Origin of the sequence: Streptomyces sp. NPDC012825, assembly GCF_042900925.1 — a bacterium.
GTDB lineage: Bacteria > Actinomycetota > Actinomycetes > Streptomycetales > Streptomycetaceae > Streptomyces.
The window spans coordinates 76,299-100,211 of record NZ_JBIBBZ010000018.1; the positions used below are offsets into that span (position 1 = coordinate 76,299).

At 74.7% G+C, this 23,913-nt stretch carries 17 protein-coding genes; 10 read left to right on the top strand and 7 right to left on the bottom strand.

Translation table 11 applies throughout. The features are described from left to right. Positions 1 to 56 precede the first annotated feature (56 nt). The 7 genes from ACFY7E_RS27585 (at position 57) to ACFY7E_RS27615 (ending at position 10,672) form a co-directional block, all read left to right on the top strand. The gene (locus tag ACFY7E_RS27585; protein WP_389489407.1) at positions 57 to 932 is read left to right on the top strand and encodes a phosphatase PAP2 family protein; all 876 of its coding nucleotides are present in this window, start codon (positions 57 to 59) and stop codon (positions 930 to 932) included. Further along, the gene (locus ACFY7E_RS27590; protein WP_389489409.1) at positions 929 to 1,975 is read left to right on the top strand and encodes a DMT family transporter; all 1,047 of its coding nucleotides are present in this window, start codon (positions 929 to 931) and stop codon (positions 1,973 to 1,975) included. Before ACFY7E_RS27585 ends, ACFY7E_RS27590 begins: the two co-directional genes overlap by 4 nt. Positions 1,976 to 2,056: 81 nt before the next feature. Then, positions 2,057 to 3,085, top strand: coding sequence for an SPFH domain-containing protein (locus tag ACFY7E_RS27595; RefSeq protein ID WP_389489411.1), 1,029 nt, complete (start codon positions 2,057 to 2,059; stop codon positions 3,083 to 3,085). Then, the gene (locus tag ACFY7E_RS27600; protein ID WP_389489414.1) at positions 3,082 to 3,981 is read left to right on the top strand and encodes a hypothetical protein; all 900 of its coding nucleotides are present in this window, start codon (positions 3,082 to 3,084) and stop codon (positions 3,979 to 3,981) included. The genes ACFY7E_RS27595 and ACFY7E_RS27600 overlap by 4 nt, the downstream gene beginning before the upstream one ends. Positions 3,982 to 4,352: 371 nt before the next feature. Next, a complete protein-coding gene (locus ACFY7E_RS27605; protein ID WP_389489417.1) occupies positions 4,353 to 5,210 on the top strand; it encodes a GNAT family N-acetyltransferase in 858 nt (285 codons plus the stop codon). A gap of 371 nt (positions 5,211 to 5,581) precedes the next feature. Further along, positions 5,582 to 7,384, top strand: a complete 1,803-nt coding sequence (locus ACFY7E_RS27610; protein WP_389489419.1) for a S8 family serine peptidase — start codon at positions 5,582 to 5,584, stop codon at positions 7,382 to 7,384. Between the two features lie 228 nt (positions 7,385 to 7,612). Beyond that, entirely contained in the window at positions 7,613 to 10,672 is a 3,060-nt protein-coding gene (locus ACFY7E_RS27615; RefSeq protein ID WP_389489421.1) for an AAA family ATPase, read from the top strand. On the opposite strand, the gene ACFY7E_RS27620 is transcribed toward ACFY7E_RS27615, so the two are convergent. Beyond that, positions 10,662 to 11,336 (bottom strand): 1,4-alpha-glucan branching protein, encoded by a 675-nt coding sequence (locus tag ACFY7E_RS27620; RefSeq protein ID WP_389489423.1) that lies wholly within the window; start codon positions 11,334 to 11,336, stop codon positions 10,662 to 10,664. The two genes, ACFY7E_RS27615 and ACFY7E_RS27620, sit on opposite strands and share 11 nt — an antisense overlap. A 170-nt stretch (positions 11,337 to 11,506) precedes the next feature. Between ACFY7E_RS27620 and ACFY7E_RS27625 the strand changes: the two genes are divergently transcribed. After that, the gene (locus ACFY7E_RS27625) at positions 11,507 to 11,971 is read left to right on the top strand and encodes a GreA/GreB family elongation factor (protein WP_389489425.1); all 465 of its coding nucleotides are present in this window, start codon (positions 11,507 to 11,509) and stop codon (positions 11,969 to 11,971) included. A 30-nt stretch (positions 11,972 to 12,001) separates the two neighbouring features. Here the strand turns inward: ACFY7E_RS27625 and ACFY7E_RS27630 are convergent, their stop codons facing one another. Beyond that, positions 12,002 to 12,637, bottom strand: coding sequence for a DUF1345 domain-containing protein (locus tag ACFY7E_RS27630; protein ID WP_389489428.1), 636 nt, complete (start codon positions 12,635 to 12,637; stop codon positions 12,002 to 12,004). 470 nt (positions 12,638 to 13,107) lie between these two features. Between ACFY7E_RS27630 and fdhD the strand changes: the two genes are divergently transcribed. Then, entirely contained in the window at positions 13,108 to 13,944 is an 837-nt protein-coding gene (fdhD, locus tag ACFY7E_RS27635; protein ID WP_389489430.1) for a formate dehydrogenase accessory sulfurtransferase FdhD, read from the top strand. 61 nt (positions 13,945 to 14,005) lie between these two features. On the opposite strand, the gene ACFY7E_RS27640 is transcribed toward fdhD, so the two are convergent. From ACFY7E_RS27640 to ACFY7E_RS27650, 3 genes are all read right to left on the bottom strand, one after another. Continuing rightward, positions 14,006 to 16,543 (bottom strand): ATP-dependent Clp protease ATP-binding subunit, encoded by a 2,538-nt coding sequence (locus ACFY7E_RS27640; RefSeq protein ID WP_389489432.1) that lies wholly within the window; start codon positions 16,541 to 16,543, stop codon positions 14,006 to 14,008. 155 nt (positions 16,544 to 16,698) lie between these two features. Then, a complete protein-coding gene (gene recQ, locus ACFY7E_RS27645) occupies positions 16,699 to 18,723 on the bottom strand; it encodes a DNA helicase RecQ (protein WP_389489434.1) in 2,025 nt (674 codons plus the stop codon). A gap of 142 nt (positions 18,724 to 18,865) precedes the next feature. After that, positions 18,866 to 20,683, bottom strand: a complete 1,818-nt coding sequence (locus ACFY7E_RS27650) for an ABC transporter ATP-binding protein (RefSeq protein WP_389489436.1) — start codon at positions 20,681 to 20,683, stop codon at positions 18,866 to 18,868. A 183-nt stretch (positions 20,684 to 20,866) separates the two neighbouring features. Here ACFY7E_RS27650 and ACFY7E_RS27655 point away from each other — a divergent pair, with 183 nt between their 5' ends. After that, positions 20,867 to 21,118, top strand: a complete 252-nt coding sequence (locus ACFY7E_RS27655) for an EF-hand domain-containing protein (RefSeq protein ID WP_383439083.1) — start codon at positions 20,867 to 20,869, stop codon at positions 21,116 to 21,118. 78 nt (positions 21,119 to 21,196) lie between these two features. Here the strand turns inward: ACFY7E_RS27655 and ACFY7E_RS27660 are convergent, their stop codons facing one another. Both ACFY7E_RS27660 and ACFY7E_RS27665 read right to left on the bottom strand, forming a co-directional pair. After that, positions 21,197 to 21,493: a hypothetical protein gene (locus ACFY7E_RS27660; RefSeq protein WP_383439081.1), complete on the bottom strand. Its 297-nt coding sequence runs from the start codon at positions 21,491 to 21,493 to the stop codon at positions 21,197 to 21,199. 137 nt (positions 21,494 to 21,630) lie between these two features. After that, positions 21,631 to 23,832 carry a hypothetical protein gene (locus ACFY7E_RS27665; protein WP_389489440.1) on the bottom strand — a complete coding sequence of 734 codons (2,202 nt, stop codon included), beginning with the start codon at positions 23,830 to 23,832 and terminating at the stop codon, positions 21,631 to 21,633. Between the last annotated feature and the right edge of the window lie 81 nt (positions 23,833 to 23,913).

Here is a 23,913-nt window from a genome sequence, read left to right on the forward strand (position 1 = left end):
AACGGATCTAGGCTGCCTCCGTTTGTTGCCGATTTGACGGATTAGAGGGCCGCGCGATGGCTGCCGGGACACGTGGGATACGAGGACCACGTCCTGCGGGACCCGGGGCGACGCCTACGCCCGGCCCCGCCGGATCCGACATCGGGGAGGGGGACGGAACGAACGGGGAGGCCCCGGGAGCGGCCTCGCGACCGCCCCTCCTGCGCGAGCTGCTGCTCGTCACCGTCCTGTTCCTCGTCTACAAGTTCGGCCGGCTCTTCGCCAACGGCCACGAGGCCCGCGCCTTCCGGAACGCCGACCGCGTCTGGGACGCCGAGCGGGCGCTCCGCCTGCCGGGTGAGGGAACGGTCCAACAGCTCCTGATGCACGGCGAACCACTGGTCCGGGCCGCGAACACGTACTACGCGACCGTGCACTTCCCCGCCACGGTCGCCTTCCTCGCCTGGCTGTACCTGCGCCGCCCGGCCCACTACCTGTGGTCGCGGCGCGTGCTCGCGCTCCTCACCGCCGCCGCGCTCGCGCTGCACCTGCTGATGCCGCTCGCGCCGCCCCGGATGCTCGCCACCGCCGGACTCGTCGACACCGCCCGCGTCTACGGCCCCTCCGTCTACGGGGCGGTGCCGGAGACGGACTCGATGGCGAACCAGTTCGCCGCCATGCCGTCGCTGCACTTCGGCTGGGCCCTGATGGTCGCGGTCGGCCTGATCGCCGCCACGCGTTCCCGGTGGCGGGTGCTCTGGCTGCTGCACCCGCTGCTCACCCTGTTCGTCGTCGTCGGGACCGCCAACCACTACTGGTTCGACGCGCTCGCCGCCGCCGCGCTCCTCGGCCTCGCGCTGCTCGCCGTCCGCGTCCCCGGGCACCGGGCGACGCCCCCATCCGTACGCCGCCCGCCCGTGACGGCCTCCCTCCCGGTCGGAGCCCTGCGATGAACCCCGCCGCCGGCACCGCGCTCGCGGTGCTCCTCTCCCTCGTCTCCGCCGCCGGGTACGCGCTCGCCGCCGTCGCCCAGTCCCGGCTCGCCGCCGCGTCCCCCGCCGCCGCCGACGGGCGCGGGGCGCTGCGCGCGCTGCTCGCCCGCGGACAGTGGTGGTGGGCGGTCGGCCTGAACGCCGCCGGCGCCCTCGCCCACGTGGCCGCCCTGCACTACGGGCCGCTGACCCTGGTCCAGCCGCTCGGCGCGCTGACCCTCGTGGCGGCGCTGCCGCTCGGCGCGTACTGCGCGCGCCGGCGGGTGACCCGTACCGAGTGGCGCGGAGCCCTGTGGACCCTGGCCGGCCTCGTCGGCCTGGTCGCCGTCACGGGGCCCGCGGCCCCCGGCGAGGCGCTCAGCCTGCGCGAGTCGCTGGTCGTCGCCGCGGCGACGGCGTTCCTGATCGCCGCGCTCGCGTCGGGCCGCCACCACGGGAACGGCGGGCGGGCCGGGCGCGGACTCGGGCACGCCACGGCGTCCGGCATCGCCTCCGGCGTCGCCTCGGCGCTCACCCAGACCCTGACGGCCGCGCTCGCCCTCGACCTTCCCGGCGCCGAGCCGACCTGGTGGCAGACCGCGCTGCTCGCGGTGCTCATATCCGGTTTCGCCACGGGCGGGCTGCTGCTCTCGCAGGCCGCCTACCGGGGCGGGTTCGCGGCGCCGCTGGCCGTCGTCAACCTCTCCAACCCGGCGGCCGCCGCGGTGATCGGCGTGGCCCTCCTCGGCGAGACCTTCCGGGCCGGCGCCTGGGGCTGGTTCGCCGCCGCCGGCGCGTCGCTGATCGCGGCGCGGGGCGTGGTGCTCCTGACGAAGGGCGGGGGCGGGGCGGGGGAGGCCGGGGCGGGAACCCGGGCCGGGACGGAGGCCGGGACCGGGACCGGGGCCGGTGCTCTCGTGGAGGGCGGTGCCGTCGCGCGGGGTGCCGGGGGCCTTCCGGCGGCCCGGGTCGCCGGGCTCGCCGTGCCGGAGGCCGAACCCGCGGGCGTCCCGCTCGCGGGGTGAGGGCGGGCGACCCCCGCATTCGTCACCTTGACGACAAGTGGACCGACCCTCTATCGTCAACATGACGACAAGGGGGATTCCATGGCCGACATCACCCGGCGGGCCGGCTGGCGCCACCTGCGCTCCGCGCCCACCGCGCACATCCGCCACCAGCGACGGGGAAGGCTCGTCCACGACGGCGCGGGGCTCAGCTTCTGGTTCCGGCCGCGCACCGCAGCCCTCTCCGAGGTCCCGGTGGACGACCGGGAGCTGGCGATGGCCTTCCACGCCCGCACAGCCGACTTCCAGGACGTGAGCGTGCAGTCCACCGTCACGTACCGGATCGGCGACCCGGGCGCGGCGGCCACCCGGCTCGACTTCTCCGTCGACCCCGACACGGGCGCCTGGCGCGGCACCCCGCTGGAGCAGATCGCCACCCTGCTCACCGAGACCGCCCAGCAGCACGCCCTCGACGTCCTCGCCCGCACCGCCCTCGCCGCCGCGCTCGTCGACGGCGTGGCGGCGGTACGGGACCGGATCGCGACCGGCCTCGCCGCCGAGCCGCGCCTGCCGGACACCGGCATCGAGGTCGTCGCCGTCCGGGTCGTGGCGATCCGCCCCGAACCCGAGGTCGAGCGCGCCCTGCGCACCCCCGCCCGCGAGCAGATCCAGCAGGAGGCCGACCGGGCCACCTACGAGCGCCGGGCGGTCGCCGTCGAACGGGAACGCGCCATCGCCGAGAACGAGCTGGCCAGCAGGATCGAGCTGGCCCGGCAGGAGGAGCGGCTGGTCGAGCAGCGCGGCACCAACGCGCGCCGCGAGGCCGAGGAGAACGCCGCCGCCGACGCGGTGCGGGCCGAGGCCGAGGCCGTACGGAAGGTCCGGCTCGCCCGGGCCGAGGCGGAGGCCGCCCGCGAGGTCGGCGAGGCGCGCGCCGGGGCGCAGTCCGCGTGGCTGCGGGCGCACGCGGAGGCCGATCCGGCCGTCCTGCACGCCCTCGCCGTGCACCGGGCCGCCGAGAACCTGCCGCGGATCGAGCACCTGACGCTCTCCCCCGACGTGCTGACCGGGCTGCTCGCCCGGCTGGGCGGCGAGGGCGGGGCCGGCGGGACGGGCGGGGCCCGGTCGTGAGCCTCGCGCCGCGCGCGGTGCTCGTGCACCGGACGACGGAGTACGAGGAGCTGCTCGCCCGGCACGGCACGCACGGGCAGGCCGCGTTCTTCCTCTCCGCGCGCGGCCGCTCGATCGAGGACGTGCGGGAGCGGCACGAGCGGGCCCGCCGGGCGCTCGCCGAGGTGGCGGCCGCGGTGCCGCTGACGTGGCGGCGGACCCGGGTGGAACGCGCCGATCTGGACCGGTTCCTGTTCGGACCCGAGGACGTCGTGGTGGTGGTCGGCCAGGACGGCCTGGTCGCCAACGCGGCGAAGTACCTGACCGGGCAGCCCGTCGTCGGCGTCGACGCGGACCCGGGACGCAACCCGGGCGTCCTGGTCCGGCACCGGGCCTCCCGGGCGCGGCGGCTGCTGCCGTACGCGGCGGAGGAGGGCGCGGCGGTCGACGAGCTGACGATGGTCGAGGCCGTCACCGACGACGCGCAGCGGCTCCTCGCGCTCAACGAGATCTACGTCGGGCCGCCTGGCCACCAGACCGCCCGCTACACGCTCGGGCTCGACGGGACGGACGCGCCCGCCGAGGCCCAGGCGTCGTCGGGCGTCCTCGTCGGCACCGGCACGGGGGCCACGGGCTGGCTGCGCTCCCTGTGGGAGCAGCGCTCCAGCGCCCTCGCGCTGCCCGCGCCGTCGGACCCCCGGCTCGCCTGGTTCGTCCGCGAGGCCTGGCCGTCGCCGGCCACCGGCACCACCCGTGTCGAAGGGCTCCTCGGTCCCGGCCGGGGCCTGCGGCTCACCGTCGAGTCGGACCGTCTGATCGCCTTCGGCGACGGCGTCGAGTCGGACGCCCTCGAACTCACGTGGGGCCAGACGGTCCGCCTCGGCGTCGCCGCCGCGCGCCTGCGCCTGGTGCACTGAGCCGGGGGTTTCTCCCGGAGGGCGTCCTGCCGATCGGACCGGCCCCGGGAGCGGCGTCCGGCGCCGCGCACCGCGTCGGGCGGAGGACGGCGGGGCGGAGTTCCGGCGCGCGACGGCGGGAGGGCGGGACGGCTCGGGACACCTCCCGGCCCCAAGGGCTGCGGGGTGCCCCCGGGTGCGGGCGGCGGGAGACACGGACGCCTCCCCGGTCCCGCCGCCCGTGCGGCCGGATTCGATCGGTGCGGAACGGACGGCGGTCCGGGGGGCGTTATGCTCGGCGCGCTTTGCCCCGATATCCGCCCGGCCTTTGCCGGGTCGTCCGGCCCGCTCCGCGCCCTCCCGCCCCTCCCCGGTCGTCGAAGGACATCCCCATGGCCCCCGGTTCGCTGACCGTCTCCCCCGCCACGCCGCAGGACTGGGCGCTGGTGCGCTCCTGGGCCGCCGAGGAGGGGTGGAACCCGGGGCTCTCCGACGCCACGGCGTTCTTCGCGCAGGACCCCGGCGGCTTCTTCCTCGGCCGGATCGACGGGGAGCCCGTCTCCGCCGTCTCGGTGGTCGACTACGACGACGCCTACGCCTTCCTCGGCTTCTACCTCGTACGGCCCGGACTCCGCGGCCTCGGCCACGGCCTGGCCACCTGGCGGGCCGCGCTCGGCCACGCGGGCGGCCGGGCCGTCGGGCTCGACGGGGTGCCCGACCAGCAGGCCAACTACCGGCGCTCCGGCTTCACGACGGCGTACCGCACGGCGCGGTACGTGGGCGAGGTCCCGGCCCCGGACGGCCCGCCGACCGGTCTGGTGGCCGCCGGGCGGATCGGTCCGGCCGCCCTCGCGGCGTACGACGACGCCTGTCACCACGCGAGCCGGCCGCGGTTCCTCTCCGCCTGGCTCACGACCCCCGGGCACCGCGCCCTGGCCCGGGTCGTCGACGGGCGTCTGACCGGGTACGGAGTGGTTCGTCCCGCCCGGGACGAGGCCCGGATCGGGCCGTTGTTCGCGGACACCCCGGCGGACGCGGCGGCCCTGCTCGACGGACTCGCGGCCGAGGCGCGGGACTTCGGCTCGGACCGGATCGCGGTCGACATGCCGGAGGTCAATCCGGCGGCGGCGCGCCTGGCCCTGGAGCGCGGTCTGGAGCCGACGTTCGAGACGGCCCGGATGTACACCGGGCCCGTCCGGCCGGTGGCCCGCGAGCGCGTCTTCGGCGTCACCACGCTCGAACTGGGCTGAAGGAAGGGCTCCGCCGGGCCCGGGGCGGGCCCGTTCCCCCCTCCCCTCACCGACCCCCCGCCACCCCCGAGGGGTGACAAGGGTTTTCCCCGTATCGGGTTCATCCCCCCGTTCCCTACTGTCCTCCGCACCGGCAGTTATCATCCTCCGAGTCGCACCATGACAGGTGCATGTGAAGGGTGGCATCCGCCGGTGACGGCCTTGACCCGGGCCGTCGCGCCGGTGGCGGCGCACGGGCCCCCCAAGCCCAGGGAACGCCGGACCGCGACCCCACTTCGCCCCGTGTGTCCCGCGCCGCCGCCACTGCTCCGCAGTTACGTCGTACTCGAAAGGGCCACACCTTGAACGGTTCCAGGCGGAGAGTCATATCCGTGGTCGCAAGCGCCGCGATCCTCGGTGCCGCTGCCACCACCTCCGGGGCGTTCGCCGCCGCCCCGGCCGCTCCCACCCCGAAGCCCGCCCCGGTTTCGCAGGCGATCCAGGCGCTCCCCAGCGCCCCGGTCGAAAAGCTCATCGTCACCTACAGGAACCAGGCCGCCGAGGCGGGTTCCAACGCCGCCGCGAAGAGCGACACGGCCGAGAAGGCCGCGAAGACGGGCGAGAAGCTCTCCTTCGAGCGTCGCCTCGCCGCCGGTGGCGCCCTGGTCGACCTGGGCGACAGCGCCACCAAGCAGGACGTGACGAAGGTCATGGACGCCTTCCGTGCCGACCCGGCCGTCGCCTCCGTCGAGCCCGACATCCGCGCCTACGCGATGGCGGTCACGCCGAACGACACCGAGTACGCCAAGCAGTGGGACCTCTTCGAGGCCACCGGCGGCATGAACGTCCCGGCGGCCTGGGACAAGACGACCGGCTCCGGCGTCACCGTCGCCGTCATCGACACCGGCTACGCCGCCCACTCGGACCTGGCGGCCAACGTCGTCTCCGGTTACGACTTCATCTCGACCTCCGGCGACGCCCGCGACGGCAACGGCCGCGACGCGGACGCCAAGGACGAGGGCGACTGGAACGCCACCGACAACGAGTGCGGCAGCGGTTCCAAGGCCTCCAGCTCCTCCTGGCACGGCACCCACGTGGCCGGCACCATCGCCGGCGTCACGAACAACACCAAGGGCATCGCGGGCATCGCGTACAACGCGAAGATCCAGCCCGTGCGCGTGCTCGGCAAGTGCGGCGGCTCGTCCGCCGACATCGCCGACGCCATCACCTGGGCCTCCGGCGGCACCGTGCCGGGCGTCCCGGCCAACGCGACCCCGGCGAAGGTCATCAACCTGAGCCTGGGCGGCGCCAGCTCGACCTGCCCGAGCGTCTACCAGACCGCCATCAACGGCGCCGTCTCGCGCGGCACCACCGTCGTCGTGGCCGCGGGCAACAGCAACGCCAACACCTCCGGCTTCACCCCCGCCAACTGCTCGAACGTCATCGCCGTGGCGTCGACCAGCCGTGAGGGCAACCGGTCGTACTACTCCAACTACGGCACCCTCGTGGACGTGGCCGCGCCCGGCGGCGAGACCCGCCGCGCCACCGACACGCCCGGCACCGTCACCACTCCCGAGAACGGCATCCTCTCCACGCTGAACTCGGGCACGACGGTCCAGTCGACCGAGAACTACAAGCCCTACCAGGGCACCTCGATGGCGGCGCCGCACATCGCCGGCCTCGCCGCCCTCCTGAAGTCGGCCAAGAGCACCCTCACCCCGGCCGACATCGAGTCCGCGATCAAGACCAACGCCCGTCCGCTGCCCGGCACCTGCACCGGCGGCTGCGGCACCGGCATCGCCGACGCGGCGAAGACGGTCAACGCCGTCACCACCACCACGCCGCCGGCCGGCAACGTCTACACCAGCACGACGCGCGTGACGGTCCCGGACAACACCACCGTGACGTCCCCGATCACCGTCTCCGGCCGCACCGGCAACGCCCCCGCCGCCCTCAAGGTCGGCGTGGACATCAGGCACACCTGGCGCGGAGACCTGGTCGTCGACCTGGTCGCCCCCGACGGCACGGTGCGCAACCTGAAGACGTCGTCGTCCTCGGACAGCGCCGACAACGTCGTGGCGACCTACACGGTCGACGCGTCGAGCGAGCTCGCCAACGGCACCTGGAAGCTCCAGGTGCGCGATGTGGCCACGGGTGACACCGGCTACATCAACTCGTGGAGCCTCACCTTCTAACGCACCACCGCACCACCTTCGACCCACCCCCCACATCAGCATCATTGCTGGTCAGCGACGCGCTCGTGGTCTACACCACGGGCGCGTCCTGGCGTTGTGGGAGTGTGCGCGACCGGGGCGCGCTGTCCGTATGCCGGACAAGGGGCCTGGACTCCGCCGGTGGGCTCCGTATTCTCTGCGCACGGGGCTCGTGGGCCGGGGGCCCGAGCGGCCGGAGGTGGTGGACCAGTGACGACAGCTCCGCACGTCGCCCTGCGCCCCGCGGGCGTGGGGACGAACCCCGCGCCGGTGGGCCGCGAAGAGCTTCTCGCCCGGCTGGAGCGGGCCCTGCACACGCGGGGCCGCGCCCTGCTCACCGGGCCCGCGGGCGTCGGCAAGACCGAGGTCGCGCTCGCCGGGGCGGCACGCGCCGAGGCGCGCGGCGAGACCGTGCTGTGGCTCGCGTCCCTGCCGTCCGACCGCGAGATACCCGGTGCCTCGGCCGCCGCGCTCGTCGCCTCCGCGGCGGCGACGGCGACCCGGTCCGGGCCCGGCGCCGTCCGGCCCGATCCGTCCGACGCGCCCGGCCCCGGGCCGTCCGTCCCGGTCCTCCCCGCCGTCGGCTCCCCCAGGACCCCCGGCGCGCAGGTCCCGGCCCCGGCCCCGGCCGTCGGCGCGCACGCCACGGGGGCGTACGGCACCGGTCCGCACTCCCCCGGGCCGTACACCACCGGCGTGTTCGCCTCCGGGGTCTTCGACGAGCTGCCCGGCCCCCAGCGCACGGCCGTCGCCATGCTCTGCCGCGAGGCGCCGATCGACGCGGACGGCTGGGACCCGATCGCGCTGCGCCTCGGCATCGCCCAGATCCTGCGCACCCTGACCTGCCGGGGGCCCGTCCTGCTCGTCGTCGACGGGGTGCAGCACGTGGACCCGGACAGCGCGGACCTGCTGCGGTTCGCCCTCCACCTGGCGCCGCCCGCGCTGCGGGTGGTGGCCGTGGAGACCCCGGAGCCGTACGGGGAGGCCCGCGCCCCGTACGCCGAGCCCCACCGGTCCGAGGACCCGCACGCCAGCCACCTCTGGGTGCCGTCGGAGGCGGACGTGCTGCGCGTCCCGCCGCTGCACGCCGACGAGATCGCCGAACTCCTCATCCACCACCGGCTGCCGTCCCGGATGGCCGGCCGCATCCACCGGGCGAGCGGCGGCAATCCGCGGCTCGCGCTCGCGGTGGGCCGTTCGCTGGCCGACGCGCGGACGCCCGTGCACCACGCCGAGGCCCTGACGCTCTCCGGGCGCGCCCGCGACCTGGCCCGTCAGCTCCTGGGCGCCGCGCCCCCCGCCGTACGGGAGACGCTGCTGCTCGCCGCCCTGGCGCTGCGCCCGTCGGCGACGCTGGTGCGCCGGGCCGGGCGGCCCAACGCGGAGGCGGACCTGGCGGCGGCCGAGCGGGCCGATCTGGTGTCGCTGGCCGAGGACGGTTCGGTGACCTTCACCGCGGGCCTGCTGCCCTCCACCCTGGTGCACGACGCCTGCTGGGCCGAGCGGAGCGCCGGGCACGCGGCCCTCGCGGAGGTCGTGGACGACCCCGTGGAGGCCGTGCGGCACCGGGCGCTCGCCGCCGAGAGCCCGGACGAGCAGCTGGCCGCCGAGGTCGCGGCCGCCGCCGATCTGGCCCGGCGGCGCGGGAACAGCGCGCTCGCCGCCGAACTGGCCCTCCTCGCGGCCGAGACGACGCCGGGACGGCACGGCACGCGGCGGATCGCGCGGCTCGTCGACGCGGCCGAGGAGGCGGCGCGGGCGGCCCGCGCCGACCTCGCGATGCGGGCCGCGACCGATCTGCTCGCCCGGGACGCCGTGCCCGCCGACCGGGTGCGGGCGCGGCTCGCCGTGCTCGACACGGCGGGCCAGGGGCTGACCGGCCTCGACGAGATGTACGTCCACGCCATGGAGGACTCCGAGGGCGACACCGCCCTGCGGGCCGCCGTGCAGCTCCGGCTCGCCCTCAAGTACGTGCTCGCGGACGGCGATCCGGAGCGCTCGCGGACGGCGGCGGTCGAATCGGCCGCGCTGGCCGCCTCCATCGGCGACCCGCGCACGGCCTCGCAGGCGCTGACCGTGCAGGCGCGGATGGAGCGGGCGCTCGGCTCGCCGGACGCGCAGGCCGTGCTCGACCGGGCGCGGGCCCTGGAGCTGGCCGAGCGTCCGCTCGGCATCCGCAACGCCGCCCAGATCCTGACGATCCGCCACGCCCTGTTCGACGACCGGCTCGTGGAGGCCCGTGACGAGCTGGGCGCGCTGCTTCCGCTGGTGCAGCGGCGCGGTTCCGTCGAGGACGCCATCGAGCTCTTCCGTACGCTGGCCGAGATCGAGTCCCGGATCGGCCCGTGCCCGGCGGCCCTCGCCCACGCCGGGCAGTCCCTCGCCCTCACCCTGGAGGCGGGGCTCTCCCCCGGCCCCGCCTGGTACGCGCTCGCGCTGGCGGAGACGGCGGGCGGCAGCTTCGCGCGGGCCGCGAGCTATGCGCGCCGCAGCGTGCAGGCCTCGGAGGAGGAGGGCGACCGGGTCTTCCTCTCCCGCAGCCGGTACGCGCTCGGCCGGGTCCAGCTGGTCAACGGGGACGTGGCGGCCGCCCTGGAGACCCTGCGCCGGGTCCAGGCCGACGAGCGCGCCCAGTCGACCGTGGACCCGTCGATGCTCCGCTGGCACGAGGAGCTGGCCGAGGCGCTCCTCGCGAACGACGCCGCCGGCGAGGCCCTGGCGCTCCTCGCGGAGGTGCGGCCGGTGGCGGAGCGCCTCGGGCGGTCCACGGTCCTGCTCGGCTGCGACCGGGCGTACGCCCTGTGCCTGGCCGCCGAGGGGCGTACGGACGAGGCGGCGGAGCTGCTGACCCGCACGGCCGGGGAGTTCGGGCGGGCCGGGCTGCCCCTGGAGCGGGGCCGGGCGCTGATCGCCCTGGCCCGGGTGGAGCGCCGCCGGAGGCGCCGGTCGGCGGCGCAGGCCGCCCTGCACGAGGCGGCGTCGGTGTTCGAGCGGGCCGGGGCGGCGCCGTGGCTGGCCCTGGCGGGCGAGACCCCGGCGGGCGAGGGCCCCGCGGGCGGCCCGGGGGGCGAGGAGACGGCTCCGGCGCTCTCCTCCCTCACGGAGGCGGAGCTGCGCCTGGCCCGGCTCGTGGGCCAGGGCGCCAGCAACCAGGAGGCGGCGGCGAAGCTGTACCTGAGCGTGAAGACGGTCGAGGCGCGGCTCACCCGCATCTACCAGAAGCTCGACGTCCGCTCCCGGGCGCAGCTGGCGACGGCCCTCAGACCGTGAGCGCCGTGAGCGCCGCGGCGTAGGTGCCCCGGGCGGTGGTCCCGTCGGGCCGCTGCCACTCGCCGGTCACCCGGCCCCGGTCGCCGCCGGCCGGCCCGTCGTCCCCGGTCCGCAGGACGCGCCGCAGCCGCAGGACGAGCGGCTCGGGCGCGCCGGGCTCCCGCAGCACCACGTCGGTGTGGCCGGGCCCTTCCTCGACCCGTACGGGCTCCGCGTCCGCTCCCGCGCCGGCCGGGGCGAGCGGCGAGACGGCGACGGTGGGGTCGGGCGTGTCGGTCGTGCTCTGGGCCTGCGGCTCGGCGCGGCCGTCGAGCAGAGCGTACAACCGCTCCACGAGGACGGGGTCGTGGGCGCCGTCGTAGACCCAGCGCTTCCCGAGGACCCCGTGCTCGGAGGTGCCGACGAGGGCGTGCTCGGCGCCCGCGAGCGGGGCCGCGCGGTAGGTCAGGGGGACCTGGTAGGCGATCGCGTCCGGGCCGGTGCCGTCGGTCACCACCATGAACTCGATGCCCACCTCGCCCTCGGGGTCGTCGAGCCGGAAGCCGCCCGCCCGGACCGGCCGGGGGCCGTCGGCGCCGCCGGTGTACCAGGGGCGGGTGGGCAGCCACGCGGTGAGCAGCTCCAGCTTGGTGGGCTGCATCGTGGTGCGGTGGATGACGGCCATCGTGCGCTTCTCCCTGTCGTTCGGATCTTCCCCGCGCCACCCTACGAGGCCGTACGGACGGTCCTCGCGTTCCACTCGCGCCGCGCCTGATAACGTCGGTAAATATCGACTTGGGACATTTACGTCTTTCATTGGCTTTCGCCCTGATCATCGCCCGAACGGGAGCAGTCATGACCGATGGACCCGAGCCCGTCGACGCCGAGGCCCGCGAGGCGCTCGACGAGGAGCTCGCCGAGCTGCGCGCCGAACGCGACTCCGTCGCCGCCACCCTGCGGGACGGCGGCGGCGACCAGACGGGCGACAGGGCCGACCAGGCGGACGAGTTGATGCGCGCCGACGAGGCCGACCGGCTGAACGGACGCATCCGGGAGATCGAGGACCGCCTCCGGGAGGCGTCCGCCGCCGCGCCCCCGGCCGCCGGCACGATCGGCGTCGGCAGCGGCGTGACCGTGCGGTTCGACGACGGCACCGAGAGCACCGTGCGGATCGCCGAGCTGCCCGACGCGCTCGATCCCGCCCTGGTGACCGGCGACAGCCCGCTCGGCGGGGCACTGCTCGGCCACGGCGCCGGTGACACCGTCACGTACGAGACGCCCGGGGGCCCGGCGACCGCGACCGTGGTCTCGGTCGACTGACGGCGCCGCGCCGGAGGCGGGCGGGGGGGCTCAGCCGGTGACGATGCCGGTGACCAGGTTGATGGTGGTGGCCAGGATGCAGGCTCCGAAGACGTACGACAGCAGGCAGTGGCGCAGGACGACCGCCCGGAGGCCGGTGGTGGAGACGTCGGTGTCCGAGACCTGGTAGGTCATGCCGAGGTTGAAGCTGAAGTAGAGGAAGTCGGCGTACCGGGGCGGTTCCTTCGTGTTGAAGTCGATCCCGCCGCCCGGCTCCAGGGCGTAGTAGTGGTACGCGTAGCGGGTGGCGTACATCAGGTGGAGCGCCGCCCAGGACATGAAGACGCCGCAGAGGGCGGTCGCGGCCGCCGCGTGGCTCAGGTCGGTGCGGCCGACCAGGAGCAGCACGACGATGCCGACCAGGCCGGCCAGGGAGGTCGCGACGACGGCGAACTCCTCGACGACGGGCCGGAACTCCTCGCGGCGGACGTTGTGGTGGGTGGTGGCGGCGTCCATGGGCCACAGGACGATCCAGCCGGTGACGACGAAGGCGGTCTCCGCCGCGGCGATGCCGGCGAGGACGCCGAGGGGCGCGTGGGTCGGCACGGCGACGAGGGCGCCGGCCGCCGCGCCGAGGAGTGCCGATCCGACGAGCCGGGGGACGGCGCCGAGCAGCCGGGGACGCACGGCTCAGACCTCCGGGGCGACGGCGTGGCCGCCCCGCTCGAAGCCGGGGCTCCCGTCGCCGGTGGAGGTCGCCCGGGAGGGGGACGTGAGGACGGTCTGGGGTACGGCCATGGCGCTCCCGCCGGAGAACGGCCCCGCTGGACGGAACGGGAAGGGCAGGTGGGACGAAGGACACCGCGAGACAGCGCCAGCGTAGGCGGGCGCGTTCCACCGCGCAGCCCGGCGCGGCGGGGTCTCCCGGGCCGGGTGGCACACGGGTGAGGGCCCGGGTCCGGCGCGGTGGGCTCTTCCGGGCCGAGTGGCATACGGGTGAGGGCCTGGGTCCGGCGCGGCCGGAACCCGCGGGTGCCCCCGTACGGGCGGCGTGACACCGTGGACCCGGGGATCCGGCGTCCGGGTCCCCGGGCCGGAGTCAGAGGGGGCCGGAGCCCGGCGCGGAGCCGGGGCCGGTGCCGCGGGAAGGAAGAACCATGGGACGAGTGACCGCGCGGCGGCGCGTCCTGCGCGTGCGGGAGGGAGGGGCCTCCTACCGCCCGGACACGCTGGCCGCCGAGGAGCCGATGGAGATCAGGGTCGGCGGGCGTCCGCTGACCGTGACGATGCGCACCCCGGGCGACGACTTCGACCTGGCGGCCGGGTTCCTGGTGAGCGAGGGCGTGGTGCACGCCGCCGGGGACGTGGCCGGGATCCGGTACTGCGCGGGGGCCACCTCCGACGGCGGCAACACGTACAACGTGGTCGACGTCGTCCTGGCCCCGGGCACGGCCGCCCCCGACGCCTCCCTGGAGCGGAACTTCTACACGACGTCCTCGTGCGGTCTGTGCGGCAAGGCGAGCCTGGACGCGGTGCGCACGACGGCCGGCTGGTCGGTCGCGGAGGACCCGCTGCGGATCGGCACGGAGGTGCTCACGGCCCTTCCCGACCGGCTGCGGGCCGCCCAGCGGGTCTTCGACAGCACGGGCGGGCTGCACGCGGCCGGGCTCTTCTCGGCCGAGGGCGAGCTGCTGTGCCTGCGGGAGGACGTCGGCCGGCACAACGCCGTCGACAAGGTCGTCGGCCACGCCCTGCGGTCGGGGCTGCTGCCGCTGCGCGGGACGGTCCTGATGGTGAGCGGCCGGGCCTCCTTCGAGCTGGTGCAGAAGGCGGTGATGGCGGGCGTCCCGATGCTCGCGGCCGTCTCGGCGCCCTCCTCGCTCGCCGTGGACCTGGCGGCGGAGAGCGGTCTGACCCTGGTCGGGTTCCTGCGCGGCACGTCGATGAACGTGTACTGCGGGGACGAGCGCCTGGAGACCGTGCCGGTGGCCTGAGGCCGGCCGCCGGGAGGAGGCGCGGGCGGACCCGGAAGGCCGGACCGCCCGCGCGGGCGCCCTACGCCGCCGCGGCGGGGCTCTCCGCGTCCTCGCGGTGCGCGCCGCCCCCGGCGTCGCCCTTGCGGACCGTGCAGTGGATCGAGTCGTCCACCACGTCGGCGACGATCGTGTCGCCGGGTTCGGCGTCGCCGCCGAGCAGCAGGGAGGCGACCCGGTTGTCGAGTTCGGTCTGGATGGTGCGGCGCAGCGGCCGGGCGCCGAACGCCGGCTGGTAGCCGTGGGCGACAAGGAGCTTCCTGGCCGCCTCGGTGACCTCCAGGGTCATGCCCTGCGCGTGGACGCGGTGCTTGCTGCGGTCCAGGAGGTGGCCGACGATCTCCGACAGGTCCTCCTCGGTGAGGCTGTGGAAGACGATGATGTCGTCGATGCGGTTGAGGAACTCGGGCAGGAAGCGTCCCCGCAGGTCCTCCATCAACCGGTCCTTGAGCTCGGCCGCGTCCCCTTGGTGGTCGAGGATGCGGTGGGCGCCGATGTTGGACGTCATGATGACGACGCAGTGGCGGAAGTCGACCGTGCGGCCCTGACCGTCCGTGAGGCGTCCGTCGTCGAGGATCTGGAGCAGGGTGTTGAAGACGTCCGGATGCCCCTTCTCGATCTCGTCGAACAGCACCACGCTGTAGGGCTGGCGCCGGACCTTCTCGGTGAGCTGGCCGGCCTCCTCGTAGCCGACGTAGCCGGGAGGCGCTCCGACGAGCCGGGCGACCGTGTGCTTCTCCTGGAACTCGCTCATGTCGAACCGGATCATGCGGTCCTCGTCGCCGAAGAGCAGGTCGGCGAGCGTCTTGGCGAGTTCGGTCTTGCCGACGCCGGTGGGTCCCAGGAAGAGGAAGGAGCCCACCGGGCGGTTCGGGTCGCCCATGCCGGCCCGGTTGCGGCGCACGGCCTCGGAGACCGCCGTGACCGCCTCGTCCTGGCCGACGATCCTGGCGTGCATCTCCTCCTCCAGCCTGAGGAGCTTCTCCTTCTCGCTCGCGGTGAGCTGGGAGACGGGGATGCCGGTACGGCGGGACACGATGTCGGCGATGTCGGCGGCCGTGACGGAGACGACGCCCTCGCGCCGCTCCTCGATGCCCGCGAGCTCGCCCTCGACCTCGGCGATCCGCCGCTTGAGGTCGGAGGCCTTCTCGAACTCCTCGCCCGCGACGGCCTGGTCCTTCTCGCGGCGCAGCTTCGCGAGCCGGTCCTCGCGGCTGACCACCTCGGTGGAGCGGCCGCCGCTGCGCAGCCGGACCCGGGCGCCGGCCTGGTCCATCAGGTCGATGGCCTTGTCGGGCAGGAAGCGGTCGCTGACGTAGCGGTCGGAGAGTTCCGCCGCCGCGGTGAGGGCGCCGTCGGCGAAGCGGACCCGGTGGTGCGCCTCGTACGCGTCGCGCAGCCCTTCGAGGATCTGCACGGTCTCCTCGACGGTCGGCTCGGGGATCAGGACGGGCTGGAAGCGGCGTTCGAGGGCGGCGTCCTTCTCGATGTGCTTGCGGTACTCGTCGATGGTGGTCGCGCCGACCACGTGCAGCTCGCCGCGGGCGAGGGCCGGCTTGAGCATGTTGCCGGCGTCCATCGAGCCCTCGCCGGTGGCCCCGGCGCCGACGACCGTGTGCAGCTCGTCGATGAAGAGGACGATGTCGCCCCGGGCCTCCTGGACGTCCTCGATGACCTTCTTCAGGCGCTCCTCGAACTGTCCGCGGTACTGGGCGCCGGCCACCATCCCGGAGAGGTCGAGGGAGACGACCCGCTTGTCCTTGAGGGTGTCGGGCACCTCGCCCGCCACGACGCGCTGGGCGAGGCCCTCGACGATGGCGGTCTTGCCGACGCCGGGCTCGCCGATGAGGACAGGGTTGTTCTTTGAGCGCCGGGAGAGGATCTCGATGGTCTGCTCGATCTCCTCGGCCCGCCCGACCACGGGGTCGAGCTTCCCGGCCCTCGCCTCCTCGGTGAGGTCCCGGCCGAACTCGTCGAGGGTGGTGGCCGGCTCCTTCGGGGCCGCGGGGGCGCTCTCGCCGCCGAAGGCGGCCCGGTCGGCGGCGCCGCGCAGCTTCGAGGCGTCCAGGTCCTCGGCGCTCAGGAAGCGGGAGGCGCCGGAGTCGGGGTCGCCGAGGAGGGCGCCGAGGATGTGCTCGGGACCGATGTAGGACACGCCGGCGGCCTGCGAGCGGGCGTGGGCGAGGGCGAGGGTGCGCTTGGCCGCCGGGGTGAGGCCGGGCTCCGAGGAGGGCTCGGCGGACTCCCCGGGCAGCACCCGGGCGATCCGGTCCGCGAGGGCGTCGGGGTCCACGCCGCCCCGGGCGAGCAGCCCTCGGGAGGGGTCGACCCGGGTGGCGGCCCACAGCAGGTGCTCGGTGTCGAGGTCGGACGTGCCGTCCTCGGCGGCCTTGCGGGTGGCCAGGTTGAGCAGTTCGTGCGAGGACTCCGTGAGCAGCCTTCCGATGGGCACGCGCTGCACGGCCGGGGGCGAGGAGGCCGGTGACATGCCGAAGAACCGGTTCAGCATCTCGCTGAACGGATCGGAGGAACCGAAAGGTGAACCGAACGCCATCGACATGTCTGCTCCAGAGAAGCGTGGGGGGAATCCCTCTCACTGAAACGCCATGTCCACCGCTCCGCAAACGGACGAACGGGACGGCCGGGACCCCGAAACCGGCGCGACCGGAACGTCCGCCGCGCCGGTTCACCCCACGGTCCGAGGGGGCGGTCCGGCTACTCCTCCTCGTCCCACGGCGGTTCGAGTTCGTCGAAGTCGAAGGGCGGTTCGTCGTCGTACGGAGCGGCGGACGCGGGCGCGGACGCCGCTTCCTTCCGGGCGGGCGCGGCCGGAGCCGGGGCGGGTGCGGCCGGAGCGGACGCGGCCGGGTCCTGCCCGGCCGGGGTCGTGGGGCCGGCCTCCGTCAGGGTCTCCAGGACGCCTTCGGCGTACTTGGTCAGCTTGGCCTCGCCGACCCCGCCGACGGTGCCCAGCTCCTCGACCGTGGTGGGGCGCAGGGTCGCGATCTCCCGCAGCGTGGCGTCGTGGAAGACCACGTACGCCGGCACGCCCTGCTCGCGGGCGGTCGCGGCCCGCCAGGCGCGGAGCGCCTCGAAGACCGGCACGGCCTCGGCCGGCAGGTCGACCGGCACGCGGGCGCCCTTGCCGGAGCGGCTCCCGGACTCCTTCCGGGCCGGGGCGACCGCCTTCTCCTTGCGCATCTGGACGGTGCGGCGCCCGCCCAGGACCTCGCCGCTCTGCTCGGTGAGGACGAGCGTCCCGTAGTCCCCCTCGACCGCGATCAGCCCCTGGGCGAGGAGCTGGCGGACGATCCCGCGCCACTCGGCGGTGCCCAGGTCGGAGCCGACGCCGAACACCGAGAGGGCGTCGTGGTCGAACTGGATGACCTTGGCCGTCCGCTTGCCCTGGAGGATGTCGACGATCTGTCCCGCGCCGAACTTCTGGCGCCGCTCCTTGGCGAGCCGCCACACCGTGGACAGCAGCTTCTGCGCGGCGACCGTGCCGTCCCAGGACTCGGCCGGGGTCAGACAGGTGTCGCAGTTGCCGCAGGGCTCGCCCTTCTGCCCGAAGTACTCCAGGAGGCGGACCCGGCGGCAGTCGACGGTCTCGCAGAGCGCCAGCATGGCGTCCAGGTGCAGGCCGAGGCTCCGGCGGTGCTGCTCGTCGCCCTCGGAGGAGTCGATGAGCTTGCGCTGCTGGACCACGTCCTGGAGGCCGTACGCCAGCCAGGCCGTGGCCGGCTCGCCGTCGCGGCCCGCGCGGCCGGTCTCCTGGTAGTAGCCCTCGACGGACTTCGGCAGGTCGAGGTGGGCCACGAACCGCACGTCGGGCTTGTCGATGCCCATGCCGAAGGCGATCGTCGCCACCACGACGACCCCGTCCTCGCGCAGGAAGCGGGCCTGGTTGGCGGCGCGGGTGCGGGCGTCCATGCCGGCGTGGTACGGCACGGCGTCGACGCCCTGCTCCACCAGGAGCGCGGCGGTCTTCTCGACGGAGGACCGCGAGAGGCAGTAGACGACTCCGGCGTCCCCGGCGTGCTCGGTCCTGATCAGCTCCAGGAGCTGCTTGGTCGGGTTGTTCTTGGGGACGATGCGGTACTGGATGTTCGGCCGGTCGAAGCCGGCGACGAAGTGCCGGGCGTCCTCCAGGCCCAGCCGCTTCGCGATCTCGGCGTGGGTGGCCTCGGTGGCCGTCGCCGTCAGCGCGATCCGCGGCACCTTCGGCCACCGCTCGTGCAGCATGGACAGGGCGAGGTAGTCGGGCCGGAAGTCGTGGCCCCACTGGGCGACGCAGTGCGCCTCGTCGATCGCGAAGAGCGACACCCGGCCCCGGTCCAGGAGCCGCTGCGTGCCCTCGGTCCGCAGCCGCTCGGGAGCCAGGTAGAGCAGGTCCAGCTCGTCCGCGAGGAACGCCTGCTCGACGGCCTGCCGCTCGTACGGGTCCTGTGTGGAGTTCAGGAACCCGGCCCGCACCCCGAGGGCCCGCAGCGCGTCCACCTGGTCCTGCATGAGCGCGATGAGGGGCGAGATCACGATGCCCGTGCCGTCTCTGACCAGGGCCGGGATCTGGTAGCAGAGCGACTTGCCGCCACCGGTCGGCATCAGCACGAGCGCGTCGCCGCCGCCGACGACCTGCTCGATGATCTCCTGCTGCTCCCCGCGGAAGGAGTTGTAGCCGAAGACACGGTGGAGCACCCGGGCGGGCTCGGAGATCTCTGGGGAAGCGTCGGAGAGGACCATTCGTGAAGCGTATCCGTCCGCGCCGACACCCCGGTCCCGTCCGCCGCAACCTGTGGAAAACCCCGGCCGGCCGGGCCCGGGCGGCCTGTGGAGAACCCGCCCGGACCCATCCCCGGGCCCGTCCCCGGCCCGCCCCGGCCCGTCACCGGCCCAGTTCGGCCCCCTCCCTGGTGTCGTCGAGGAAGCCGCCCGACTGGTGCCGCCACAGCTTGGCGTAGGCGCCCTCCGCGTCGAGCAGCGCATGGTGCGTGCCCTGCTCGACGATCCGTCCGCGGTCGAGGACGACGAGCCGGTCCATGCCGGCCACCGTGCTCAGCCGGTGGGCGACGACGAGCGCGGTCCGCCCCTCCATGAGGCGCCACAGCGCCTCCTGGACGAGGATCTCGCTCTCGGAGTCGAGGGCGCTGGTGGCCTCGTCGAGGAGGAGGATCGGGGCGTCGCGCAGGATCGCCCGCGCGAGGGCGACCCGCTGGCGCTGGCCGCCGGAGAGCTTCACGCCCCGTTCGCCCACCATGGTGTCGAAGCCGTCGGGGAGCCCGTCGACGAACTCGGTGACGTGCGCCGCCCCGGCCGCGCGGCGGATCTCGGCCTCGGTGGCGTCCGGCCGGGCGAAGGCGATGTTGTCCCGCAGGCTCCGGTGGAACATCGCCGGGTCCTGCGGCACGTAGGCGATCATGCTCCGCAGGTCGGCCTGGCGCAGTCGGCCGATGTCCTGTCCGCCGACGAGGATCCGGCCGCCGTCGACGTCCGTCATCCGCAGCAGCAGCCGGGTGAGGGTGGTCTTGCCCCCGCCGGACCTGCCGACGAAGCCGATCTTCGCCCCGTCGGGCACGTCCAGGTCGAGCCCGTCGAAGAGGGGCTTCGCGCCCGCGTGGGCGAAGGCGACCTTCTCGAAGCGGACGCCGGCGCCCCGGGGCTCCAGCGGCTCCGGGTCCTCCGGGTCGAGCACGGTGGGCGGTTCGAGGAGCAGTTCGGTGAACTGCCCGGCCTCCGTCATCGCGCTCTCCAGGCGCCGGTAGATCTGGTTGAACTCGAACATGATCCGGGTCGCGTTGGAGTAGTAGGTGAAGGCCACGATGACGGCCTCCACGCCGTGCTCTCCCCCGCCGAGGGTGACGGCGAGGACGAGTCCCAGGACATTCGTCAGGACGGACATCGGCGCGACCAGCGTGTCGATGCGCAGGTTGCCGTAGTCCCAGGACCGCAGGGTGAGCCGCCGCGACTCCGCGACGCGGGAGCGGTGTTCGGCGGCCTCCCGCTCCTCGGCGGCGAACGCCCGGACCGTGTCCATGTTCGTGAGGCTGTCGGCGACGTGGCCCGCCACCCGGGCGATCGCCTGCTCGCGCCGGGCGACGAGCGCCTGGCGGCGGCGGATCAGGGGCGCGACGCACACGCCCGTGAAGGCGATCAGCGTCAGGAGGCCGACCACGAGCAGCGGGTCGTACCGCCAGAGCACCACCGAGGCGAAGAGCAGTGGCACGAAGTTGCCCATGATCGAGAAGGTCAGCGTGTCGACGAACACCTCGAAGCGGGAGGCGAAGCCGAGGACCCGCTTGGTCAGCGATCCGGCGAAGTTGTCGTGGAAGAACGAGGTGTCCTTGGCGAACAGCTCGTCCATGCCGACGACGTACAGGTTCTCGATGCCCCGGGCGTCGAGGCGGTTCAGGCAGTGCAGTCCGACGCGCCACAGCGCCTCGCCGAGCAGCAGCACGCCGGCGAACCCGAGGACGTACGGAAGGTGTGCGCCGAGGTCGCCGGCGCCGTCCCCGGCGACCTGACCGACGAGCTTGGCGACGACGAGCGGCGCGACGTAGAAGATGCCGATGTTGCCGAGCGCCGGCAGCAGCATGGCCGGCGCGGTCAGCCACCGCAGGCGGAGCAGTTCCCGTCCGTAGTGGCGCAGCGCGAGGAACACCGAACCCTTGGAGGGTAATCCTTCACGCTTTTCGGATGATCCCATTCCCAACCCCCTTTCTGTCCTGCTGAAGGTGGGAAAAGGGAGTCTTCCGCGCAAACGCCTCCGGGGTCCACGTGTTTTCCGGCGCCTTCGGGGGCCGGGGCAACCCGCCGCGCCCGCGCCGCGTCCTTCCGCACAGGACCCGAGGCCGCCCGGCGGCCACCGACCCAGGAGCCAGGACACCCCATGAGCGACAAGGCCCGGACCCTCTTCGACGCGCTCGACCTCGACCGGGACGGCACGCTGACCCGTACCGAGGTCATCAACGCCCTGCGGTCCAAGGGCCCCACGCTCGCCGCGCGGGGCGTGATCCCCTTCTGGGGCGTGGGGACCGACGCCGACTCCTCGGCCCTGTTCGACGAGGCCGACATGAACGGCGACCGGGTGCTGTCCTTCGAGGAGTTCGCGACGCTGGTGAACCGGCGCTTCGGCTGGTGACCCACGGAACCCCGTCCGGACGCGCGAACGGCACCGCGCGGGTGGCGCGGTGCCGTCGCGAGGGGGGGTCCGGCCGGGTCAGACGGAGACGGCGGGGAGCACTCCGGTGACCGGCGCGGCCAGGTCGGTGAGCTGGTGGAGCTGCTGGAGGTCGTGGATCCGCTGGAGTCCGCCCAGCTGCTCGGAGATGCCGGGGAGCTTCCCGGCCTGCTCCTCGGGGAGGCCGGTCGCGGCGAGGGAGTCGAGCTCCGTGACCGGGTTGATCGGCGGGCCGAGCGGGCCGGCGGCGGGGGCGGCGCTCGCCGCGGACGCGCCCAGGCAGGAGAAGGCGGCGGCGACGGCGAGGACGGAGGAGATGCGTCGTGCTGAGGTCATGCCCTCACCAACGCGGTGGACCGCCGGCGGTCACGGCCGCCCCCGTCCCTACCGTCCGAACGGGGGCCCGCCGTGGAAGCGAAGGGGCGAGGAGAGCGAAGAGACTATTTTCATCGAATGGTGAGAAGGAAGCCTCTTCATGGCCTCGCCCGGGACGACCGTAGCAGTGAGGCGGGGATCAGGTCGCGCAGGTTTTCCGGGGTGAACACCCGCGAGCCCGGGGGCAGGTCGGCGGGGCGTTCCAGACCGATGTACGTGACGGGGCCGTCCGGCACCGTCGTACCGTCCCACTCGGTCGCCGGCACGGCCTCCGCCGCCATCAGGTCCACGAGGTGACGGACCGTCAGCGGGGTGCGGGCGAGCAGTCCCCGGAGCAGGACCGCGACCGACACCCGGTTCTCCTCGACGCGGTTCGCCGCCGGGCTGCCCTTGAGGTACAGGTGCAGCCAGCGCGCGTGCCAGCGGCCGTCGTCGTCCCGTTCGAACGCGAGCGGCAGCGCGACCCGGCCGGGGCCGCGCAGGTCCGACTTCATGCGGACCGTGCGCGGTTCGAACGGGCGCCCCTTCTGTTCGGCGTCGCGCAGCATGAAGCCGAAGAACGACTCCTCGACCTCCTCGAAGCCCTCGCCGGAGTAGATGTTCACCTGCGGGACGACGTACGTGCCGCGTACGGTGCCGAGCCGCAGGTCGATGAATTCCGAGGCGCCCTCGGGGGCGTCGGTGACATCGCCCGAGTGGGTGCCCTCGACGGCGTTGAGGGCGGTGTACGAGAGCCAGGCGACGGTTTGGTGGTCGGCGTCCAGGACGAGGGTCGACAGGTCGTAGTCGGTGCTCCGGCTCGTCTGCTTCCAGTACGTGAAGAAGCGCAGCAGGTCGCCCTCGACCGGTGAGACGGAGCCGCGCGGCAGGACGCCGAGGCCGTCGGCGGTCGCCCGGCCGCCGAGCGGGAGCGCCACGTCCAGGGCGGCGGGGTCGACGAGGAGGCGGCCCGGGGCGGGGAGCCGGCGCCGGGTCTCGGCGTCGAGGGCGGCGCACAGGCGCTCGCGCACGGCGTCCGGCAGCGGCGGCCTGGTGTCGGCGGTGACCCAGGCGCCGCCGGTGCGGTTGACGAACACCCGGTGCTCCCCGCCCTCGCCCGTCCGGTTCCGGAGGTGCTCGCGCAGGGACAGGACGACGCGGCCGGAGACCCCCGGGAGGACCCGCTCGCACGCGGTGACGACGGCGTCCAGCTCCTCCGGGCTCCCGGCCGTGCGCAGCAGCCGGTCGAGGGCGCGCAGGAGCCTGCCGGGGGCCGGGGCCAGCAGTGCGGCGGCGCCGGTGACGTCGCCCCGGCCGAGCAGCTCCTCCAGCCGGCTGTCGAAGGACGGGGCCGCCTTCTCGCCCCGGGCGACGGCGAAGACCTCGGCTGCGTGCGGCCACCGCGGGTACTCGTGCGGGTGCAGCCGCTCGCCCAGGCGCTTCCAGGCCTCGCGGTGCGCGGAGACGTCGGCGAGCTTGGCGGGGCCCGCGGCGACGACGGCGTCCAGGCCGCCGAGCAGGGCGCGGCGGACCGGCCGGGACAGGGCGCGGAAGCGGGTCGGTTCGCGCAGGGTGACGTCGCCGTCGGCGAGCGCGCACGCGAGGCGGAGCACGTCGGTGACGGTGTCGAGCAGCGGGTCGGCGCCTGCCGCGAGCCGGGCCCGGTTGACGACGGCGCGGACCTCCCTGACCGGGATCTCCCCGGGCCCGGGCCCGTGGGCGTGGTGGGCGGCGAGGACGGCGAGGTCGCGCAGGTGGTCGTCGCCGAGCGGTGTGGTGCTTCCGGCGAGGGCCAGGTAGAGGGCGGTGGACTCCTCGTCGAGCGGGCGGCCGGGGTGCAGGACGGTCACGCGGTCGCCGGCCGCGGCGATCAGCTCGTCGTGGGCGGCGAGCATCTCCTCGTAGGTGTGCCGGTAGGTGCCGTAGGACGGCAGGTCGAGCAGGTTCAGGACGCCGGTGCGCAGCCGTTCGGCCACGGTCCTGCGCGCGGCCGGGTCGGCGAGGGCCTCGGCGACGCATCGCGCCCAGAAGTCCTGGGTGTCGGGCACGCCGGCCGGGAAGTCCTTGAAGTAGGCGTTGTGCCGGACGTGGTCGCCGGCCAGCTCCCGGACGGCGTCCAGGGTGCGGGCGGCGGTCGCGAGGACCGTCTCCTCCGTGAGGCCGGAGAGGGCTTCGTGGAGGCCGGCCGAGAGCTTGAACCCCACCGACATCAGGGCGGTGTCGAGCTGCCGTGCCGCCCCGGCGCCGTCTCCGGCGGGGCCGGCCGGGACGGGGAGACGGCGGGTGTGCCGGACGACCAGACGTTCGATGGCGTGATCCATTCCGGCATGCTGCCAGCCTTTCGTCCGCACGTGCATGCGGATTTCACCCGGTCCGGAAAGGTCCGGGCGTCGGATGCGGAA